Annotated in this window: 14 protein-coding genes; 13 read left to right on the top strand and 1 reads right to left on the bottom strand. The window is 69.8% G+C overall.

The genetic code is table 11. The features are described from left to right. Positions 1-61 precede the first annotated feature (61 nt). Entirely contained in the window at positions 62-1,222 is a 1,161-nt protein-coding gene (locus tag ABZ833_RS16035; RefSeq protein WP_361046587.1) for a histidine kinase, read from the top strand. Between the two features lie 173 nt (positions 1,223-1,395). On the opposite strand, the gene ABZ833_RS16030 is transcribed toward ABZ833_RS16035, so the two are convergent. Beyond that, a complete protein-coding gene (locus tag ABZ833_RS16030) occupies positions 1,396-2,403 on the bottom strand; it encodes a rod shape-determining protein (RefSeq protein ID WP_361046584.1) in 1,008 nt (335 codons plus the stop codon). Between the two features lie 132 nt (positions 2,404-2,535). Between ABZ833_RS16030 and ABZ833_RS16025 the strand changes: the two genes are divergently transcribed. From ABZ833_RS16025 to ABZ833_RS15970, 12 genes are all read left to right on the top strand, one after another. Continuing rightward, positions 2,536-4,080: a folylpolyglutamate synthase/dihydrofolate synthase family protein gene (locus tag ABZ833_RS16025; protein WP_361046581.1), complete on the top strand. Its 1,545-nt coding sequence runs from the start codon at positions 2,536-2,538 to the stop codon at positions 4,078-4,080. Between the two features lie 5 nt (positions 4,081-4,085). After that, positions 4,086-4,448, top strand: a complete 363-nt coding sequence (locus tag ABZ833_RS16020; protein ID WP_361046578.1) for a DUF4233 domain-containing protein — start codon at positions 4,086-4,088, stop codon at positions 4,446-4,448. Between the two features lie 99 nt (positions 4,449-4,547). Further along, positions 4,548-4,961, top strand: coding sequence for a nucleoside-diphosphate kinase (ndk, locus tag ABZ833_RS16015; RefSeq protein WP_361046575.1), 414 nt, complete (start codon positions 4,548-4,550; stop codon positions 4,959-4,961). A 324-nt stretch (positions 4,962-5,285) separates the two neighbouring features. Then, positions 5,286-6,305, top strand: coding sequence for a rod shape-determining protein (locus ABZ833_RS16010; RefSeq protein WP_160505014.1), 1,020 nt, complete (start codon positions 5,286-5,288; stop codon positions 6,303-6,305). A gap of 230 nt (positions 6,306-6,535) precedes the next feature. Further along, positions 6,536-7,489: a rod shape-determining protein MreC gene (gene mreC, locus ABZ833_RS16005; RefSeq protein ID WP_361046572.1), complete on the top strand. Its 954-nt coding sequence runs from the start codon at positions 6,536-6,538 to the stop codon at positions 7,487-7,489. Positions 7,490-7,502: 13 nt separating this feature from the next. Beyond that, on the top strand, positions 7,503-8,174 hold the full coding sequence (gene mreD / locus ABZ833_RS16000; RefSeq protein WP_361046569.1) for a rod shape-determining protein MreD: 672 nt from the start codon (positions 7,503-7,505) through the stop codon (positions 8,172-8,174). A 97-nt stretch (positions 8,175-8,271) separates the two neighbouring features. Then, a complete protein-coding gene (gene mrdA / locus ABZ833_RS15995) occupies positions 8,272-10,446 on the top strand; it encodes a penicillin-binding protein 2 (RefSeq protein WP_361046566.1) in 2,175 nt (724 codons plus the stop codon). Beyond that, positions 10,446-11,648: a rod shape-determining protein RodA gene (rodA, locus tag ABZ833_RS15990; RefSeq protein ID WP_361046563.1), complete on the top strand. Its 1,203-nt coding sequence runs from the start codon at positions 10,446-10,448 to the stop codon at positions 11,646-11,648. The genes mrdA and rodA overlap by 1 nt, the downstream gene beginning before the upstream one ends. A gap of 49 nt (positions 11,649-11,697) precedes the next feature. Then, entirely contained in the window at positions 11,698-13,308 is a 1,611-nt protein-coding gene (locus tag ABZ833_RS15985; RefSeq protein ID WP_361046560.1) for a CYTH and CHAD domain-containing protein, read from the top strand. Positions 13,309-13,372: 64 nt separating this feature from the next. Beyond that, positions 13,373-15,295, top strand: a complete 1,923-nt coding sequence (locus tag ABZ833_RS15980; protein ID WP_361046557.1) for a TIGR03960 family B12-binding radical SAM protein — start codon at positions 13,373-13,375, stop codon at positions 15,293-15,295. Between the two features lie 87 nt (positions 15,296-15,382). Beyond that, a complete protein-coding gene (locus ABZ833_RS15975) occupies positions 15,383-15,865 on the top strand; it encodes a GNAT family N-acetyltransferase (protein ID WP_361047471.1) in 483 nt (160 codons plus the stop codon). Between the two features lie 37 nt (positions 15,866-15,902). Continuing rightward, positions 15,903-17,300: a hypothetical protein gene (locus ABZ833_RS15970; protein WP_361046553.1), complete on the top strand. Its 1,398-nt coding sequence runs from the start codon at positions 15,903-15,905 to the stop codon at positions 17,298-17,300. Positions 17,301-17,326 lie beyond the last annotated feature (26 nt).

Here is a 17,326-nt window from a genome sequence, read left to right as displayed (position 1 = left end):
TCACGAAATAAAGGTCATAAGTCTGATGATTCGGGCAGAAAGACCTTGGATGATGGAGGGTATGCACGACCTGCCCGCCGCCGAGGCGTTCCGCCAGGCGACGGCTGCGGGCCGCCGCCTCGCCGGGCGCTGGGCACGCGCGCCCCGGGTGCAGGACACTCTCACCGCGCTGAGCTGCCTGGCCCTGATGAGCCTGGACATCCCCGGCCTCGCCGAGGCGGACAACTCCCTCAACGGCCCGCTCGCGGCCCTGGTCCTCGCCTGCGGCGCGGCGTCCCTGCTGCTGCGCAGGACCGCGCCCTGGGTGACGTACGCGGTGGCCCTCGCGCTCATCGGCTGGCTGCACGAGCTGACGCTGGCCCAGTTCGCGCTGTACTCCCTCGGCAGGTACCGGGGCCGTCTCGCCGGCACGGTCGGCGTGATCGGCTATGTGGCTTTCGCGTACGTGATGTTCACCCTGCCCGGCTGGCCGGTGCACCGCGGGGACACCTTGAGCTCCTTCCTCAGCCTGGTCGTGCCGATCGGGGTGCTGGCGGCGGGGGTCGGGGTCGCGGCCAACCGGCAGGACCTGGTCCGTGCGCTGCAGGCGCAGCGGGCGGAGACGGACGCGTTGCACGCGGTGCAGCAGGAGCGGTCCCGTATCGCACGGGACGTGCACGACTTCGTCGGCCGTGAGCTGACGCTGTTGAGCGTGCGCTCGCAGGTGCTTGCGCGCCGTGCGACGGGCGGGGCCTTCGAGGAGGGCTTCGAGGAGCTCTCCGAGACGGCGCGTTCGGCGCACCGGATGCTGAACGAGATCATCGTGCGGCGGGGCGTGGACGGTGCCCCGACGCCGGGTCTCGACGCGCTTGCCGAGCTGGCGGAGCGCAGTGAGCGGGCGGGCACCCCGGTGGACCTCCTGATAGACGGGTCGGCCTACGGCCTCTCGCCCATCCGGCAGGCGGCGGTGCACCGGGTGGTGCAGGAGTGTCTGACGAACGCGGCGAAGCATGCGCCGGGGGAGCGGGTGGATGTGCGGGTGCAGTTGGCGGGGGGCCGCCTGCATGTGCAGGTCCGCAACGCCTTGCCCGTGGCCGGGCCTGCCCCGTCGCCGGTCTCCGCGGGGACCGGCACGGCCGGCATGGCCGAACGGGTCCACACGGTGGGCGGGAGCTTCTCGGCGGGTCCGCTGCGCGGGGCTTACGAGGTCCTTGCGACGCTTCCCGCGGGGGACTTGCCCTGAGGCCCACCTGCGGCGGGGCCCGCGCCGATTCCACTGCCCCCCCCCGCAGGAGCCCGACCGAACAAGCCTTTCCCACTCACCCGCCCGTTACCCCGCAGTCGGCGACGCTCGTGAGGGGACATACCGGCACGGCCCCGCCCCCCCCAAGGGCCGGACCCGCACCGCACAAGCGCCTACGCCGCAGACATCACCCGCTCCAACCCGTCAAAGTCCTCCACGCACTTCCCGCACCCCATCGCCACACTGTCCAGCGGATCATCGGCCACGAACACCGGGATCCCGGTCGCCGAAGCCATGCGCAGGTCCAGGGCCGGCAGGAGCGCGCCCCCGCCCGTCAGTACGATGCCGTGCTCCATGACATCCCCGGAAAGCTCCGGCGGGCACTCCTCCAGTGTCGTCCGCACCGCGGCGATCACCGCCTCCACCGGCTCGTCGAGAGCGGCCCGCACCTCCCGCACCGTCAGCTCCACCGTCTTCGGCAGCCCCCGCACCTTCTCCCGCCCCCGCACGGTGAACGTCCGCGACTCCAGCGCCTCGTCCCCCGGCACCGGCCACGCCGAGCCGATCGCGACCTTGATGTCCTCCGCCGTCCGTTCGCCGATCAGCAGCCCGTGCTCCTTGCGCACGAAGTTCGTGATCGCCTCGTCCAGACGGTCCCCGCCCACCCGCAGCGACTGCGCCGTGACGATCCCGCCCAGTGAGATCACCGCGACCTCCGTCGTGCCGCCGCCGATGTCGACCACCATCGACCCCCGCGGCTCCGCCACCGGGAGTCCCGCGCCGATCGCCGCCGCCATCGGCTCCTCCACCAGATGCACCGCCCGCGCCCCCGCCCGCTGCGCCGCGTGCACGATGGCCCGCCGCTCGACCGGCGTGACACCGCTCGGCACGCACACCACCATCCGCGTACGAGGACGGCGCCCCGGCACCGCCTTGCGCACGAAGTGCCTGATCATCTCCTCGGCGGCTTCGTAGTCGCTGATCACGCCGTCCCGCAGCGGGCGGATCGCGGTGATGGAGCCCGGCGTACGGCCGATCGTCTCCTTGGCCTCTGTACCGACGGCGAGAGCCGTCCGCGCGCCCTCCTTGACGGCGACCACGGACGGCTCGTTGAGCACGATCCCCTGACCGCGGACGTAGAGAAGGGTGTTCGCCGTGCCGAGGTCGATGCCTATGTCCATGATCGCCAAGTTTGCCCGGCGAATTCCCGGATCGTCGGGACCAAGGTCCCGAATCACCCGGGACCAAAGTCCCGACAAGGGCTGAGCAGGTCCCGACGGCGACTGTCATACCCCGTCCGTAGACTGGCGTGCGTGAGTGACCTCCCCCCGCCTGACAGCGAGCACCCCGACCGCGACGACCGCGACGGCCGTGACGACAACGACGACCGTTTCGCCGAGATCGTCGAAGCCGAGACCGACCGTGACCCCGACCTCGCCGTGATCGAGGCGGGCAGCCGCACCCTGCGCACCCAGGCGGGCCCGCCCCAGGGCGACATCCCCTCCCGCCCCACCGACCCGGAGGTGGACAAGGCGCTGCGCGAGGTCGAGACAGAGCTCGCGAGCCGCTGGGGCGAGACGAAGCTCGAGCCCTCCGTCAGCCGCATCTCCGCGCTGATGGACGTCCTGGGCGAGCCCCAGCGCGCGTACCCCTCGATCCACATCACCGGCACGAACGGCAAGACGTCCACGGCCCGCATGATCGAGGCCCTGTTCAGCGCCTTCGAGCTGCGCACCGGGCGGTACACCTCGCCGCACGTCCAGTCGATCACCGAGCGGATCAGCCTGGACGGCGCCCCCATCGAGGCCGAGCGCTTCGTGGAGACGTACAACGACATCAAGCCGTACGTGGAGATGGTCGACGCCAAGGAGGAGTACAGGCTCTCCTTCTTCGAGGTGCTCACGGGCATGGCGTACGCCGCCTTCGCCGACGCCCCCGTGGACGTCGCCGTCGTCGAGGTCGGCATGGGCGGCAGCTGGGACGCGACGAACGTGATCGACGGCTCGGTCGCCGTCGTCACGCCCATCGACCTGGACCACACCGACCGCCTCGGCTCCACGCCGGGCGAGATCGCCGGCGAGAAGGCCGGCATCATCAAGCCGGACGCCACGGTGATCCTGGCCCAGCAGCCGGTGGACGCGGCGCAGGTGCTCCTGAAGAAGGCCGTCGAGGTCGACGCGACGGTGGCCCGTGAGGGCCTGGAGTTCGGCATCGTCTCCCGCACGGTGGCGGTCGGCGGCCAGCTCCTGACCCTGCGCGGTCTCGGCGGGGAGTACGAGGAAGTCTTCCTGCCGCTCCACGGCGCGTACCAAGCGCACAACGCCGCCGTCGCGCTCGCCGCGGTGGAGGCGTTCTTCGGCATCGGCTCGCAGCACGCGCGCCCGCTGGACATCGACACCATCCGCAAGGCCTTCGCCTCGGTCTCGTCGCCGGGCCGCCTGGAGGTCGTGCGTACCTCGCCGACCGTCGTCCTGGACGCCGCGCACAACCCCGCGGGCGCCCGCGCCACCGCCGAGGCGGTCAGCGAGGTCTTCGACTTCAGCAATCTGATCGGCGTGGTCGCGGCGAGCGACGGCAAGGACATGAAGGGGCTGCTCGAAGCCTTCGAGCCGATCTTCGCCGAGGTCGTCATCACGCAGAACTCCAGCCACCGCGCGATGGACGCGGACACGCTGGCCGGGCTCGCCGTCGAGGTCTTCGGCGACGAGCGCGTCCAGGTCGAGCCGCGCCTGCCGGACGCCCTGGAAGCCGCGATCACCCTCGCCGAGGAAGAGGGCGAGTACGCGGGCGGCGGTGTCCTTGTCACCGGCTCCGTCATCACCGTCGGCGAGGCCCGACTGCTCCTGGGGAGGGGCTGACTCCTGTGCGTACGCTCTGTGCTTCGACGCTGATCGGCGAGTTCTTCGTCATCGGCTTCGCCGGTCTGGTCGCCATGAAGGACCCGGACCTGTCGATGGGCACGGTCTGGACGGTCAGCGGCATCGCGATGCTGTTCTGCGTCCTGCTGTGCGGAATGATCACCCGGCCCGGCGGTGTGCAGCTGGGCTGGGCGCTGCAGATCGCGCTCATCGCGAGCGGGTTCGTCGTGCCGATCATGTTCTTCATGGGCGCGGTGTTCGCCGCGCTGTGGTGGGCCTCGCTGCACTTCGGCCAGAAGATCGACGAGGCGAAGGCCCGGTTCGCGGCGCAGGCCGAGTCCGGTGCCGGGGCCGAGGCCGGGGCCTAGCCGGGCGGGCTCCCGGGACCGGAGGTAACGCGGTGTAGTGGGTGCCGGTATCGTGCCGGTCAACCCACACGCTCGTAGAAAAACTGCTTGGAGCCGCACATGACCCAGCGCACTCTCGTCCTGCTCAAGCCCGACACCGTCCGTCGTGGCCTGATCGGCGAGATCATCGGCCGCATCGAGCGCAAGGCGGGCTGGACGATCTCCGCGCTCGAGCTGCGTTCGCTCGACCAGGAGACGCTGGAGCAGCACTACGGCGAGCACAAGGGCAAGCCCTTCTACGAGCCGCTGGTCGCCTTCATGTCCTCCGGTCCGGTCGTCGCGCTCGTCGTCGAGGGCGAGCGTGTCATCGAGGGCGTGCGCGCCCTCGCGGGTCCGACCGACCCGATCGCCGCGGCGCCCGGCTCCATCCGGGGCGACTTCGGCTCCATCGTCCGGGAGAACCTGATCCACGCCTCGGACTCCGAGGAGTCCGCCGAGCGCGAGCTGAAGATCTTCTTCCCGGGTGCCGTCTGACGTCCGCATACAGAGACGCGCGTAAAGAGTTCCGTAAAGACTTCTGACGCCTAGTCAGCAGGGCACCGCCCTGACCAGGGGTGGCCGAGAAATCCGGCCGCCCCTTGGCATATGCGCCCCAATTGGGGGAACCCGTGCCTCCGATGGCACGTCTCCAAGAGCGAGGCGGCGCATCATCTGCTGACAATGGCGAAGACCCTAGCGCCGTGTTCGTGCAGGCGAGACTACGATGGAAGCCTCCACGCCACACAGCACCCACCTCGCCTACCTAAAAAGCCATCAAACGCTCCAGGGAAGGCCAGACGCATCCTCATGGGGAACAACATGTCGTTCATCGGCCGTGACATGGCTGTCGACCTCGGGACCGCCAACACGCTGGTGTACGTCAGGGGTCGGGGGATCGTTCTCAACGAGCCGTCCGTCGTCGCGATCAACACCAACACCGGTGGCATCCTCGCTGTCGGCGCCGAAGCCAAGAAGATGATCGGTCGCACGCCGGGCAACATCGTTGCCGTGCGACCGCTGAAGGACGGCGTCATCGCCGACTTCGAGATCACCGAGCGGATGCTCCGCTACTTCATCCTGAAGATCCACAAGCGGCGCTATCTCGCCCGCCCGCGCGTGGTCGTCTGTGTGCCCTCCGGCATCACCGGAGTCGAGCGCCGCGCCGTCATCGAGGCCTCCTCGCAGGCCGGCGCCCGCCAGGTGCACATCATCGAGGAGCCCATGGCCGCCGCCATCGGTTCCGGCCTGCCGGTCCACGAGGCCACGGGCAACATGGTGGTCGACATCGGCGGCGGCACCACCGAGGTCGCTGTCATCTCGCTCGGCGGAATCGTCACGGCACAGTCGATCCGTGTCGCGGGCGACGAGCTGGACAACGCGATCATCCAGCACATCAAGAAGGAGTACTCCCTCCTCCTCGGCGAGCGCACGGCCGAGCAGATCAAGATCACCATCGGTTCGGCGTACGACATGGACGCCGACGAGCACACCGAGATCCGCGGCCGGGACCTGGTCTCCGGGCTGCCCAAGACCGTCGTCATCTCCGCCGCCGAGGTCCGCAAGGCCATCGAGGAGCCGGTCAACGCGATCGTGGACGCGGTGAAGACGACCCTCGACAAGTGCCCGCCGGAGCTCTCCGGTGACGTGATGGACCGTGGCATCGTTCTCACAGGAGGCGGCGCCCTGCTGCGCGGCCTCGACGAGCGCCTCCGTCGCGAGACGGGCATGCCGATCCACATCGCCGAGGACCCGCTGGACAGCGTGGCGCTCGGCTCCGGCAAGTGCGTCGAGGAGTTCGAGGCGCTCCAGCAAGTGCTTGACGCATCACCGCGCCGCTGAGGGTGGCGCGAACCCGCGACAAGGGTGTCCGCCGTACGAGTGCCTGTCACCTCGTGCGGCGGATCGTTGATATAGAGAGCTCAGAAGGCAACACATAAGACGGGCATGGCATAACAATTCCGCGGCGCCCGCAGACGCCGTGGAATTGGATTGCGTAGATTTGCTCGGACATACGCACAGTTGCTCAGAATTCCAAGGATTTCCAACTGAGGAAGGCACGGCCGCCGCACGTGAGGGACACACGAGAGAGCCGGCTGCTCCTGGTGCTGCTGATCGCCATCGCGTTCGCTTTGATCACGGTGGACATCCGTGGTGGCGAGGACTCGCCGGTCGACGGTGCCCGCCAGGCCGCCGCCACGGTCTTCGGCCCCGTCGAGGACGGAGTGTCGTCCGCCGTAGACCCGGTCGGCAACGCCATCGGCGCGGTACGGGACTCCGGCGACCGGCATGACCGGATCGCCGAACTCGAGCGTCAGAACGCCGCGTTGAAGGCGAAGCTCGGCAGCGACGACCGCAACCGCAGTCGGGTCAGACAGCTGGACAGCATGCTCAAGAAGGCCGGTGCCGGTCAGTACGGCATCAAGGGCGCCGAGGTCATCGGTATAGGAGCGGCCCAGGGCTTCTCCTGGACCGTCACCATCGACGCGGGCGCCAACGACGGACTCAAGCGCGACATGACCGTCCTGAACGGCGACGGCCTGGTCGGCCGCGTCACCACGGTCGGCCCCAGCACCGCGACCGTCCTGCTCGCCAACGACCCCGACTTCACCGTCGGCACCCGCATGGAGAAGACCGACGAGCTCGGCTTCGCCACCGGACAGGGCGACCGCCCGCTCTCGGTGCAGATGCTCAACGGCAAGGCCAAGGTCAAGAAGGGCGACCGCCTGGTCACCTTCGGCTCGCAGGCCGACAAGCCGTTCGTGCCGGGCGTGCCCGTCGGCGAGGTCGTCCGCGTCGACCCCTCGGGCGGCGACCTGACGCGCAACATCTACATCAAGCCGTACGTCGGCTTCACCAAGCTGGACATCGTCGGCGTCGTCGTCGAGGCGCCCCGCGAGGACCCGCGCGACACGGTCCTGCCGAAGAAGCCCGCCAAGCCGAAGCCGACCCCGACGGTGACCGTCACGGCCACCCCGTCAGGACAGCCCCCGGCCGACGGCGTCGACAACGGCAACGAGCAGTAGGAGCCCCGGACCCATGCGCTTCAACCGAATCCTGCTCTCCTCCACCCTGGTCGTCGTCGCCCTGGTCATCCAGGTCAGCGTCCTCGCCCGGCTCCAACTGCCGGGCGCGGTCCCGGACCTGGTGCTGCTCACGGTGCTCGGCCTCGCCCTGGTCTACGGCCACGTGGGCGGCGCCCTCGTCGGCTTCGGCGCCGGACTGCTCGCGGACCTGGCACCGCCGGCCGACCACGCGGCAGGGCGGTACGCCCTGGTCCTGTGCGTCGTCGGCTACCTCGCGGGCCTGGCCAAGCCGGAGACCGGACGCCTCAGGTCCGCTACAGGGCCGCTCGTCGTGGTCGTCGGCGCCGCCATCGGGTCGACCCTCCTGTACGCGGGCGTGGGCGCCCTCGTCGGGGACACCGCCGCCCGCCACGTGGGCCTGGGCGGGCTCCTCTTCACGGCCGCCCTGTACGACCTGCTGCTCGCGCCGTTCACGGTGCCGCTGATCATCGCGCTAGCCCGCAGAGCCGAGAACGACCCGCTGGGGGAGAGCTCTCCGGCCAACAAGGCCACGGACGTCTCGTCCGGCTGGCTCTCCTCGGGCACCGGCCTGCGCATCGGCAACCAGCGCGGCGGCCTGCGGATGAAGGCGGCCAAGGCCCGCGTCGCGCGCGCCGGACGCATCAAGGGGGTCAAGCGCCTGTGACCGCGCTGCCGTTGGCCTCGTACCCGACCGGCCGCGCACACAGGTCGGTCGTGTACACGTACCACTCGTACACACTCTGAGAGGGGGAGGAACAGCAGTGACCAACATCCCCGAGACCGGACGGACCCCACGGGTCCAGATCCGTCTCATCGTCATCCAGATCCTCGTGCTCTCCCTCCTCCTCACCCTCGGCGGCCGGCTCTGGTACCTCCAGATCCGCAACGGTGAGGAGTACGCCGAGGAAGCCTCGGGCAACCACGTCCAGCAGGTCGTCGATCCCGCCGTGCGCGGCTCGATCCTCGACGCCCGCGGCGTGCCGATCGCCGACAACCAGACCCGTCTCGTCGTCTCCGCGTCCCGCACGGAGCTGATGAAGATGAAGGACGACGGCAAGGCGGCCCTCGCCAAGCTCGCCGACGTCCTCGGCATGAGTGCCAAGGACGTCTCCGACAAGGTCCGCCTCTGCGACTCCAAGACCCCGCAGCCCTGCTGGAACGGCTCGCCCTACCAGCCGATCCCGATCACGGACGAGGCCTCGCCCAAGCAGGCCCTCCAGATCCGCGAGCGCGCCGAGGACTTCCCCGGCATCACCGCCGAGCCCACCGCCGTGCGCCGCTATCCCGCGCCCGGCAAGTCCAACACCGCCCAGGTGCTCGGCTACCTCTCGCCGGTCACCGACGAGGAGATCACCAAGGCCGAGCACACGGACTCGCCCTTCCTCCGCTCCGACCAGGTCGGCCGCTCGGGTCTCGAGCGGACGTACGACGCGCAGCTGCGCGGCAAGGCGGGCGTCACCCGCTACGAGGTCGACAACCTCGGCCGTGTCATCGGCAAGGCCAAGGCGGACCCGGCCCAGCCCGGCGCGAACGTCGTCACCAGCATCGACGCGCGCGTGCAGGCCCTGTCCGAGTACTGGCTGAACGACGCCATGAAGAAGGCCCGCCAGGAGTTCGACAAGAACACCAACGAGAACTACAAGGCCGACGCGGGCGCCGTCGTCGTCATGGAGAACAAGACCGGGCGCATCGTCTCCATGGCGTCCAACCCGAACTACGACCCGAACGCCTGGGTCGGCGGCATCTCCGGCAAGGACTACACGCGCCTCACCGGCAAGAAGTCCAACTACCCGCTCCTGAACCGCGCCATCCAGGGCCAGGCGGCCCCCGGCTCGATCTTCAAGGTCATCCCGACGACCGCCGCGGTCAACGCGGGCTACGAGTTCAACGGGCGCTACCCCTGCCCCAGCTCGTACTCCATCGGCGGCCAGACCTTCAAGAACTTCGAGTCCCAGGGCCACGGCAGCATCACTCTCGGCCAGGCCCTCGAGGTCTCCTGCGACACCGTCTTCTACAAGCTCTCGCACGACCAGTGGGCCAAGGACGGCGGCAACAAGCCGAAGAGGGACGCCAAGGACTGGTTCTACAAGACGGCCCACCAGTTCGGCCTCGGCAAGGAGACCGGCATCGACCTGCCGAACGAGGTCTCCGGCCGTGTCCCGGACCGCCAGTGGAAGAAGGACTACTGGAAGGCCAACAAGGACGGCTGGTGCAAGCAGGGCAAGAAGGGCGGGGACTACGTCCAGCAGATCGCGTACGAGAACTGCCTCGAAGGCATGAAGATGCGCGCCGGTGACTCCGTCAACTACTCCATCGGCCAGGGCGACACCCTCGTGACCCCGATCCAGATGGCGACGATCTACTCCGCGATCGCCAACGGCGGCACCCTCTACGACCCCACCGTCGGCAAGGCGATCATCAGCGCCGACGGCAAGCAGGTCCAGGAGCTCAAGCCCAAGTCGCACGGCAAGCTGCCGATGAACGAGAAGACGCGCACCGACATAGACGGTGCCCTCGCCGACGTGGCGACCAAGGGAACGGCCGCCTGGCGGTTCGGCGGCTGGCCGCAGGACAAGATCCCGATGCACGCCAAGACGGGTACGGCGGAGGTCTACGGCAAGCAGACCACCTCGTGGTTCGCGACGTACACCAAGGACTACTCGATCGTGATGACGATCTCCCAGGGCGGTACGGGTTCCGGCGCTTCGGGACCCGCCGTCCGCAAGATCTACGACGGCATCTACGGCCTGGACGACAGCGGCAAGCAGAACCTCAAGAAGGCCCTGCTGCCCCAGCCGCAGAAGGACCTGCCGAAGATCGAGACCGACGGTTCGATCGACTCCCCGAAGATCAAGCCGTTCAAGCCCGAGGCCCCCAAGCCGCCGCAGGAGCAGCAGGAACTTGCGGGCGCGCCCGCGAACGGGAGGCGCGACTAGTGGCCGGCAACAATGGCTTCTCCGTCTCCGGCTACGGGCCCGAGCGCTCGTCGATGTCCGCCCGCCTGTTCGCCCGCGACTCGCTGGTGCGCAGGCTGGACTGGCCGATACTGCTCGCGGCGCTCGCCCTCTCCGCGATCGGCTCCGCGCTCGTCTACTCCGCGACGCGCAACCGCACCGAGCTGGTCGGCGACGACCCGTACGCCTTCCTGCTCAAGCACCTCCTGAACACCGGCATCGGCATCGCCCTGATGGCGGGCACGGTCTGGCTCGGCCACCGCACGCTGCGCACGGCCGTGCCGATCCTCTACGGCATCTCCGTCTTCCTCGTGCTGCTCGTCCTCACGCCGCTCGGCGCGACGATCAACGGCGCGCACGCGTGGATCGTGATCGGCGGCGGCTTCTCGCTGCAGCCCTCCGAGTTCGTGAAGATCACGATCATCCTGGGCATGGCGATGCTGCTCGCGGCACGGGTGGACGCGGGCGACCGGGTCCACCCCGACCACCGCACGGTCCTGCAGGCCCTCGGCCTGGCCGCCGTACCGATACTGATCGTGCTTCTCATGCCCGACCTCGGGTCGGTCATGGTGATGGCGATGATCGTGCTCGGCGTGCTCCTCGCCTCTGGCGCCTCCAACCGCTGGGTCTTCGGACTCCTCGGCACGGGCGCGGCAGGAGCGGTGGCCGTCTGGCAGCTCGGCATCCTCGACGACTACCAGATCGCCCGCTTCGCGGCCTTCGCCAACCCCGCGCTCGACCCGGCGGGCGTTGGCTACAACACCAACCAGGCGCGCATCGCGATCGGTTCCGGCGGTCTGTCGGGCACCGGCCTCTTCAAGGGCTCGCAGACCACGGGGCAGTTCGTGCCCGAGCAGCAGACGGACTTCGTGTTCACCGTCGCGGGCGAGGAGCTCGGCTTCGCGGGCGCGGGTCTGATCCTGGTCCTGCTCGGCATCCTGCTCTGGCGGGCCTGCCGCATCGCGCGCGAGACGACCGAGCTGTACGGCACGATCGTCGCGGCCGGGATCATCGCCTGGTTCGCCTTCCAGTCCTTCGAGAACATCGGCATGACGCTCGGCATCATGCCGGTGGCAGGACTGCCGCTGCCCTTTGTCTCGTACGGAGGGTCATCGATGTTCGCTGTCTGGGTGGCCGTCGGCCTGCTCCAGTCGATCAAGGTGCAACGGCCGATGTCGGCGTAGGCCGGTTGCAGGTCTGCCCTTGGCCTGGGATCGCGTCTAGATTCGGTTCATGGCGGAGACACAGCGCGAGATCGAGCGTAAGTACGACGTCGAGGCGGACGCGGCGCTGCCTGACCTGACCGGGGTCGCCGGGGTGGTCGACGTCGTCGACAAGGGCGTCGTCGAACTGGACGCCGTCTATCACGACACGACCGACCAACTCCTGCTCTCCGACTCGATCACGCTGCGCCGCCGCACGGGCGGCGACGACGAGGGCTGGCACCTGAAGCTGCCGGTGTCCCTCGCGCAGGGCGTGCGGGACGAGATCCGGGCCCCGCTCTCGGACGCGGTGCCGCCCGAGCTCGCGGGGCTCGTGCGGTCCCGCGTGCGCGATGCCGGACTCGTGCCCGTCATGCGCCTGTTGACCGCGCGGGACCTGCGCCACCTCCTCGACGCCAAGGGCGCGCTCCTTGCCGAGCTGAGCATCGACCGGGTCAGGGCCGAGCGGCTCACGGAGGGCGGCGGCACCTCCGAGTGGGCCGAGATCGAGGTGGAGCTGGCGGACGGCGCGGACCCCGCGCTGCTCGACCGGATCGAGAAGAAGCTGAAGAAGCTGGGCGTCCAGCGGTCGTCCTCCGCGTCGAAACTGGCCAAGGCGCAGGCGGACACGGCGCTGAGCGAGACCCGGCAGCGGCTCGCGGAGGGCACGCTGAAGCCTGCCAAGGCCAGGAAGGGGAAGGCGGATGAGCAGTACATCGTCATCCAGCTGAAGGACTCCGCCGTGCAACCTGACCCCGTCACCGCTGCCGACCACGTCCTCGCCTACGTCCGCACCCAGCGCGACGCCCTCGTCGCCCTCGACCCCGACGTCCGCCGCGACGTGCCGGACTCCGTGCACCAGATGCGGGTCGCCACCCGGCGGATGCGCAGCGCGTTCCGCTCGTACAGGAAGCTCCTCGACCGTGCCGTCACCGACCCGATCGGCGACGAGCTGAAGTGGCTCGCGGGCGAGCTCGGGGTCGACCGCGACCAGGAGGTCCTCGCCGAGCGGCTCACGCACCGCGTCGACGCCGTGCCGGGGACCCTGCTCCTGGGTCCGGTACGGGCCCGCCTGCAGATCTGGGGTGTCGCCGGCGCCGGTGACGCCCGGAGCCGGACCGTCGCCGCGCTCGAAGGGCAGCGGTATGTGCAGCTCCTGAACTCCGTCGACGCACTGCTCGCCGACCCTCCGCTGCGCAAGGCCGCCGCCGCGTCCCCGGACAAGGCCCTCCCCAAGGCCGTACGGAAGGACTACGCCCGCCTGGAGGCCCGCATCGAGCACGCCCTCGCGCTGGAGCCGGGGGAGGAGAGGGATGTGGCGATGCACGGCGCCCGCAAGGCCGCCAAGCGCGCCCGGTACGCGGGCGAGGCGGCCAGGCCCGCGCTCGGCAAGTCCGCCAAGCGGTTCGCGAAGCGGATGAAGGCCGTCCAGAAGGTTCTCGGCGATCACCAGGACAGCGTCGTGGCCCGTGAGGCGCTGCGGAACCTGGCGGTCCAGGCCCATGCGGCGGGCGAGACCTCCTTCACCTGGGGACTTCTGTACGGCCAGGAGGAAGCCACGGCCGCCGAGCGCGAGAACGAACTGCCGGGGGTGTGGCACCGGGCGTCCCGGCCCAAACTGAGGGCGGCATTGAGCAGCTGACCGCCGGGGTACGCTGGATGGTCACCCCTGTCAGATCATGAGAACCCTGCCGAAAGACGCTGTGATGCCTGTCGAGTCCGTCTTCCCACGCCTGGAAGCGCTTCTCCCGCACGTCCAGAAGCCCATCCAGTACGTCGGCGGAGAGCTCAACTCCACCGTCAAGGACTGGGACGCGTGTGATGTCCGCTGGGCACTCATGTACCCCGACGCGTACGAGGTCGGGCTGCCCAACCAGGGCGTCATGATCCTCTACGAAGTACTGAACGAGCGCGAGGGCGTCCTCGCGGAGCGCACGTACAGCGTCTGGCCGGACCTCGAAGAGCTGATGCGGGAGCACAAGGTCCCGCAGTTCACCGTGGACAGCCATCGCCCCGTCGGCGCCTTCGACGTGTTCGGGCTCAGCTTCTCCACGGAGCTCGGCTACACGAACATGCTCACGGCCCTGGACCTCGCGGGCATCCCGCTGGAGTCCAAGGACCGCACGGTCGACGACCCGATCGTCCTCGCCGGAGGCCACGCGGCCTTCAACCCCGAGCCGATCGCGGAGTTCATCGACTGCGCGGTCATCGGCGACGGCGAGCAGGCCGTGCTCGACATGACGGCGATCATCCGCGAGTGGAAGTCCGAGGGCCGCCCCGGCGGCCGCGAGGAAGTCCTGTTCCGCCTCGCCAGGACCGGCAACGTCTACGTCCCCGGGTTCTACGACGTCGAGTACCTCCCGGACGGGCGCATCGGCCGCGTCGTACCGAACAAGTCCGGTGTCCCGTGGCGCGTGTCCAAGCACACCGTCATGGACCTGGACGAGTGGCCCTACCCCAAGCAGCCCCTGGTGCCGCTCGCGGAGACCGTCCACGAGCGCATGTCCGTGGAGATCTTCCGCGGCTGCACCCGCGGCTGCCGCTTCTGCCAGGCCGGCATGATCACGCGCCCCGTGCGGGAGCGAAGCATCACCGGCATCGGCGACATGGTGGAGAAGGGCCTCAAGGCGACCGGCTTCGAAGAGGTCGGCCTGCTCTCGCTCTCCTCCGCGGACCACACGGAGATCGCGGACGTCGCCAAGGGCCTCGCGGACCGGTACGAGGAAGACAAGATCGGCCTCTCCCTGCCCTCGACCCGCGTCGATGCCTTCAACATCGACCTGGCGAACGAGCTGACGAGGAACGGCCGCCGCTCGGGCCTCACCTTCGCCCCCGAGGGCGGCAGCGAGCGGATGCGGAAGGTCATCAACAAGATGGTCTCCGAAGAGGATCTGATCCGCACCGTCGCGACCGCGTACGGCAACGGCTGGCGCCAGGTCAAGCTGTACTTCATGCTCGGCCTGCCCACCGAGACCGACGAGGACGTCCTGCAGATCGCGGACATGGCGGCGAACGTCATCGCCAAGGGCCGCGAGGTCGCGGGCAACGACATCCGCTGCACGGTCTCCATCGGCGGCTTCGTGCCCAAGCCGCACACGCCCTTCCAGTGGGCCCCGCAGCTGTCGGCCGAGGAGACGGACGCGCGCCTCACGAAGCTGCGCGACAAGATCCGCGGCGACAAGAAGTACGGCCGCTCGATCGGCTTCCGCTACCACGACGGCAAGCCCGGCATCGTCGAGGGCCTGCTCTCGCGCGGTGACCGCCGCATCGGCTCCGTCATCCGCGCCGTGTACGAGGACGGCGGCCGCTTCGACGGCTGGCGCGAGCACTTCAGCTACGACCGCTGGATGGCCTGCGCCGAGAAGACGCTGCCCGGCTTCGGCGTGGACCTCGACTGGTACACCACGCGTGAGCGGACGTACGAGGAGGTCCTGCCCTGGGACCACCTGGACTCCGGTCTCGACAAGGACTGGCTCTGGGACGACTGGCAGGACTCGCTCGACGAGACCGAGGTCGAGGACTGCCGCTGGACCCCGTGCTTCGACTGCGGCGTGTGCCCGCAGATGCAGACCGAGATCCAGATCGGCCCGACCGGCAAGAAGCTCCTGCCGCTGTCGGTAGTGAAGTAAGTGACGCAGCGCGAGCCGGAGGGCGCGGCGGGTGTTCCTCGACTCGCCCCGCCCTCCGGCCTCGTGCATCTCTCCTTCATCGCAGCGATGGAGGAGTTCCGCGCCGAGGGGCGCGGCGGCGATGACGACGACACGACGCTCGGCCGCACCCTGCGCGACTACGGCGACAAGTGGCACGACCCGGTGGTCTTCGAGCGCTACGTCGTCGAGGCCCGCGAAGCGGCGCACCCCGCCGAGCCGTTCTCCGTCCCCGTGACGACCCTCTGGTACGCGGACGGTGCCGACTACTTCGGCCGCCTCGCCATCCGGCACAGCGTCGCCACGCGCTTCCTGCGCGAGTACGGCGGCCACATCGGCTACGACGTACGCCCCACGGCCCGCCGCCGCGGCCACGCCACGGCGATGCTGATCGCCTCCCTGCCCTATGCTCGTGATCTTGGCCTTGGGTCGGTCCTTGTCACCTGCGACACCGACAACACCGGTTCGCGCAAGGTGATCGAGGCCGCGGGCGGCGCCTTCGAGGACGAACGCGGCGGAAAGCTGCGCTACTGGATCCCGACCGGCGCCTGACCGAACCGGTACCCACCACTGACGCGTCTAGGACGGCATGGACCTGGAAAAGCGGCCCCCGCTGCACGAGCGCGAGCCGGAGCAGCCGCTCACCGCACCACCGGCACCACAGCAGCCGCAACCGCAGGCCGAGGGCTGTCTCGCCGTCGCGATCCGTATCCCGGTGCGGATCGTCGTGCTCGTACTCGTCGTGCCGGTACGCCTGGTGTGGGACGCGTTCGCCGTGTGCGGCCGTTTTCTCTACTTCCGGGCGCTGCGCCCCGTGGGACGCGCTCTCGGCGCGGGCGTGACATGGCTGCTCAAGGCGGTGTTCGTGTGGCCGTGGGTGGGGCTGTGGCGGTACGTGGTCGTGCCCGTGGGCAGGGGCCTGGCGTGGCTCGGTCGCGTGCTGATCGTGGTGCCCGTCGAGTGGCTGTACGCGGCCGTCCTCGCCCCCATCGGTCGTGGCATCGCCTGGCTGTGCGGGGGAGTTGGGCACGGTGCCGCGTGGCTGTGCGTGGCAGTCGGGCACGGCGTCGCATGGCTGGTGCGGACGCTCGTCGTGATCCCCGCCGTGTGGCTCCACACCTCCGTACTGACACCGATCGGGCACGCGATCGCCTGGCTCGCGCGGGGCATCGCGGCGGGTGCCGCGGTGGCCGGGCGCGGCATCGGCGTCGCCCTGGTGTGGCTGCTCAAGGCGGTGTTCGTGTGGCCGTGGGTGGGGCTGTGGCGGTACGTGGTCGTACCCGTCGGCAAGGGCCTTGCCTGGCTCGGGCGCATGCTGATCGTGATTCCCGCCGCCTGGCTGTACGCGGCTGTCCTCACGCCGATCGGGCACGCGATCGCCTGGCTGGCCAGGGGAGTTGGGGCGGGCATCGCCTGGGCCGCACGGGGGATCGGCGCCGGTTTCGGCTGGCTCCTGCGGGGGATCGGGACGGTGCTCGGCGCCCTGGGCCGCTGGATCTTCGTCGTGCCCGCCGTCGCCCTGTGGCGCTGGGTGCTCGCGCCGATCGGGCGCGGGATCGCGGTCGTCGTACGCGAGATCGGTGCCGCGCTCGGACATGCCTGGCGCATCGCCGGGTATGTGTCCCTCGCCGTGGGCCGCTTCCTCGGCAGGATCCTGCGGTGGCTCTTCGTCGACCCGGTGCGCTGGGTCTACCGCGCGGTCCTCACCCCGGTCGGTCACGCCGTGCGCGACGGGGTCTGGCGGCCGGCCGCCCGGGCGGTGAAGGACGCGGGCCGCGCCACCCGCCAGGCACTGTCCGCCGCCCGCCAGAGCGTGCGGGACGCGCGTGCCGACGTACGCCGGATGCTGTTCGGTGCGCCGAAGGAACAGGTCCCGGTGGGGGCCGCCCCGATGGAGCCCGCGCCGGTGCCGGTGGCCCGGCGGGAACCGGACACGGCCACGGCACGTACTCTAGGTAGCAGTACGACCGCACTCACGAAGGACTAGAACACTGGGCAAGCGACAGCCCGAAG

The organism is Streptomyces sp. NPDC047525 (assembly GCF_040643025.1).
Classification (GTDB): Bacteria; Actinomycetota; Actinomycetes; order Streptomycetales; family Streptomycetaceae; genus Streptomyces; species Streptomyces durmitorensis.
The sequence above is the reverse complement of the archived record's forward strand: the minus strand, read 5'-3'. Positions and strand labels throughout refer to the sequence as shown.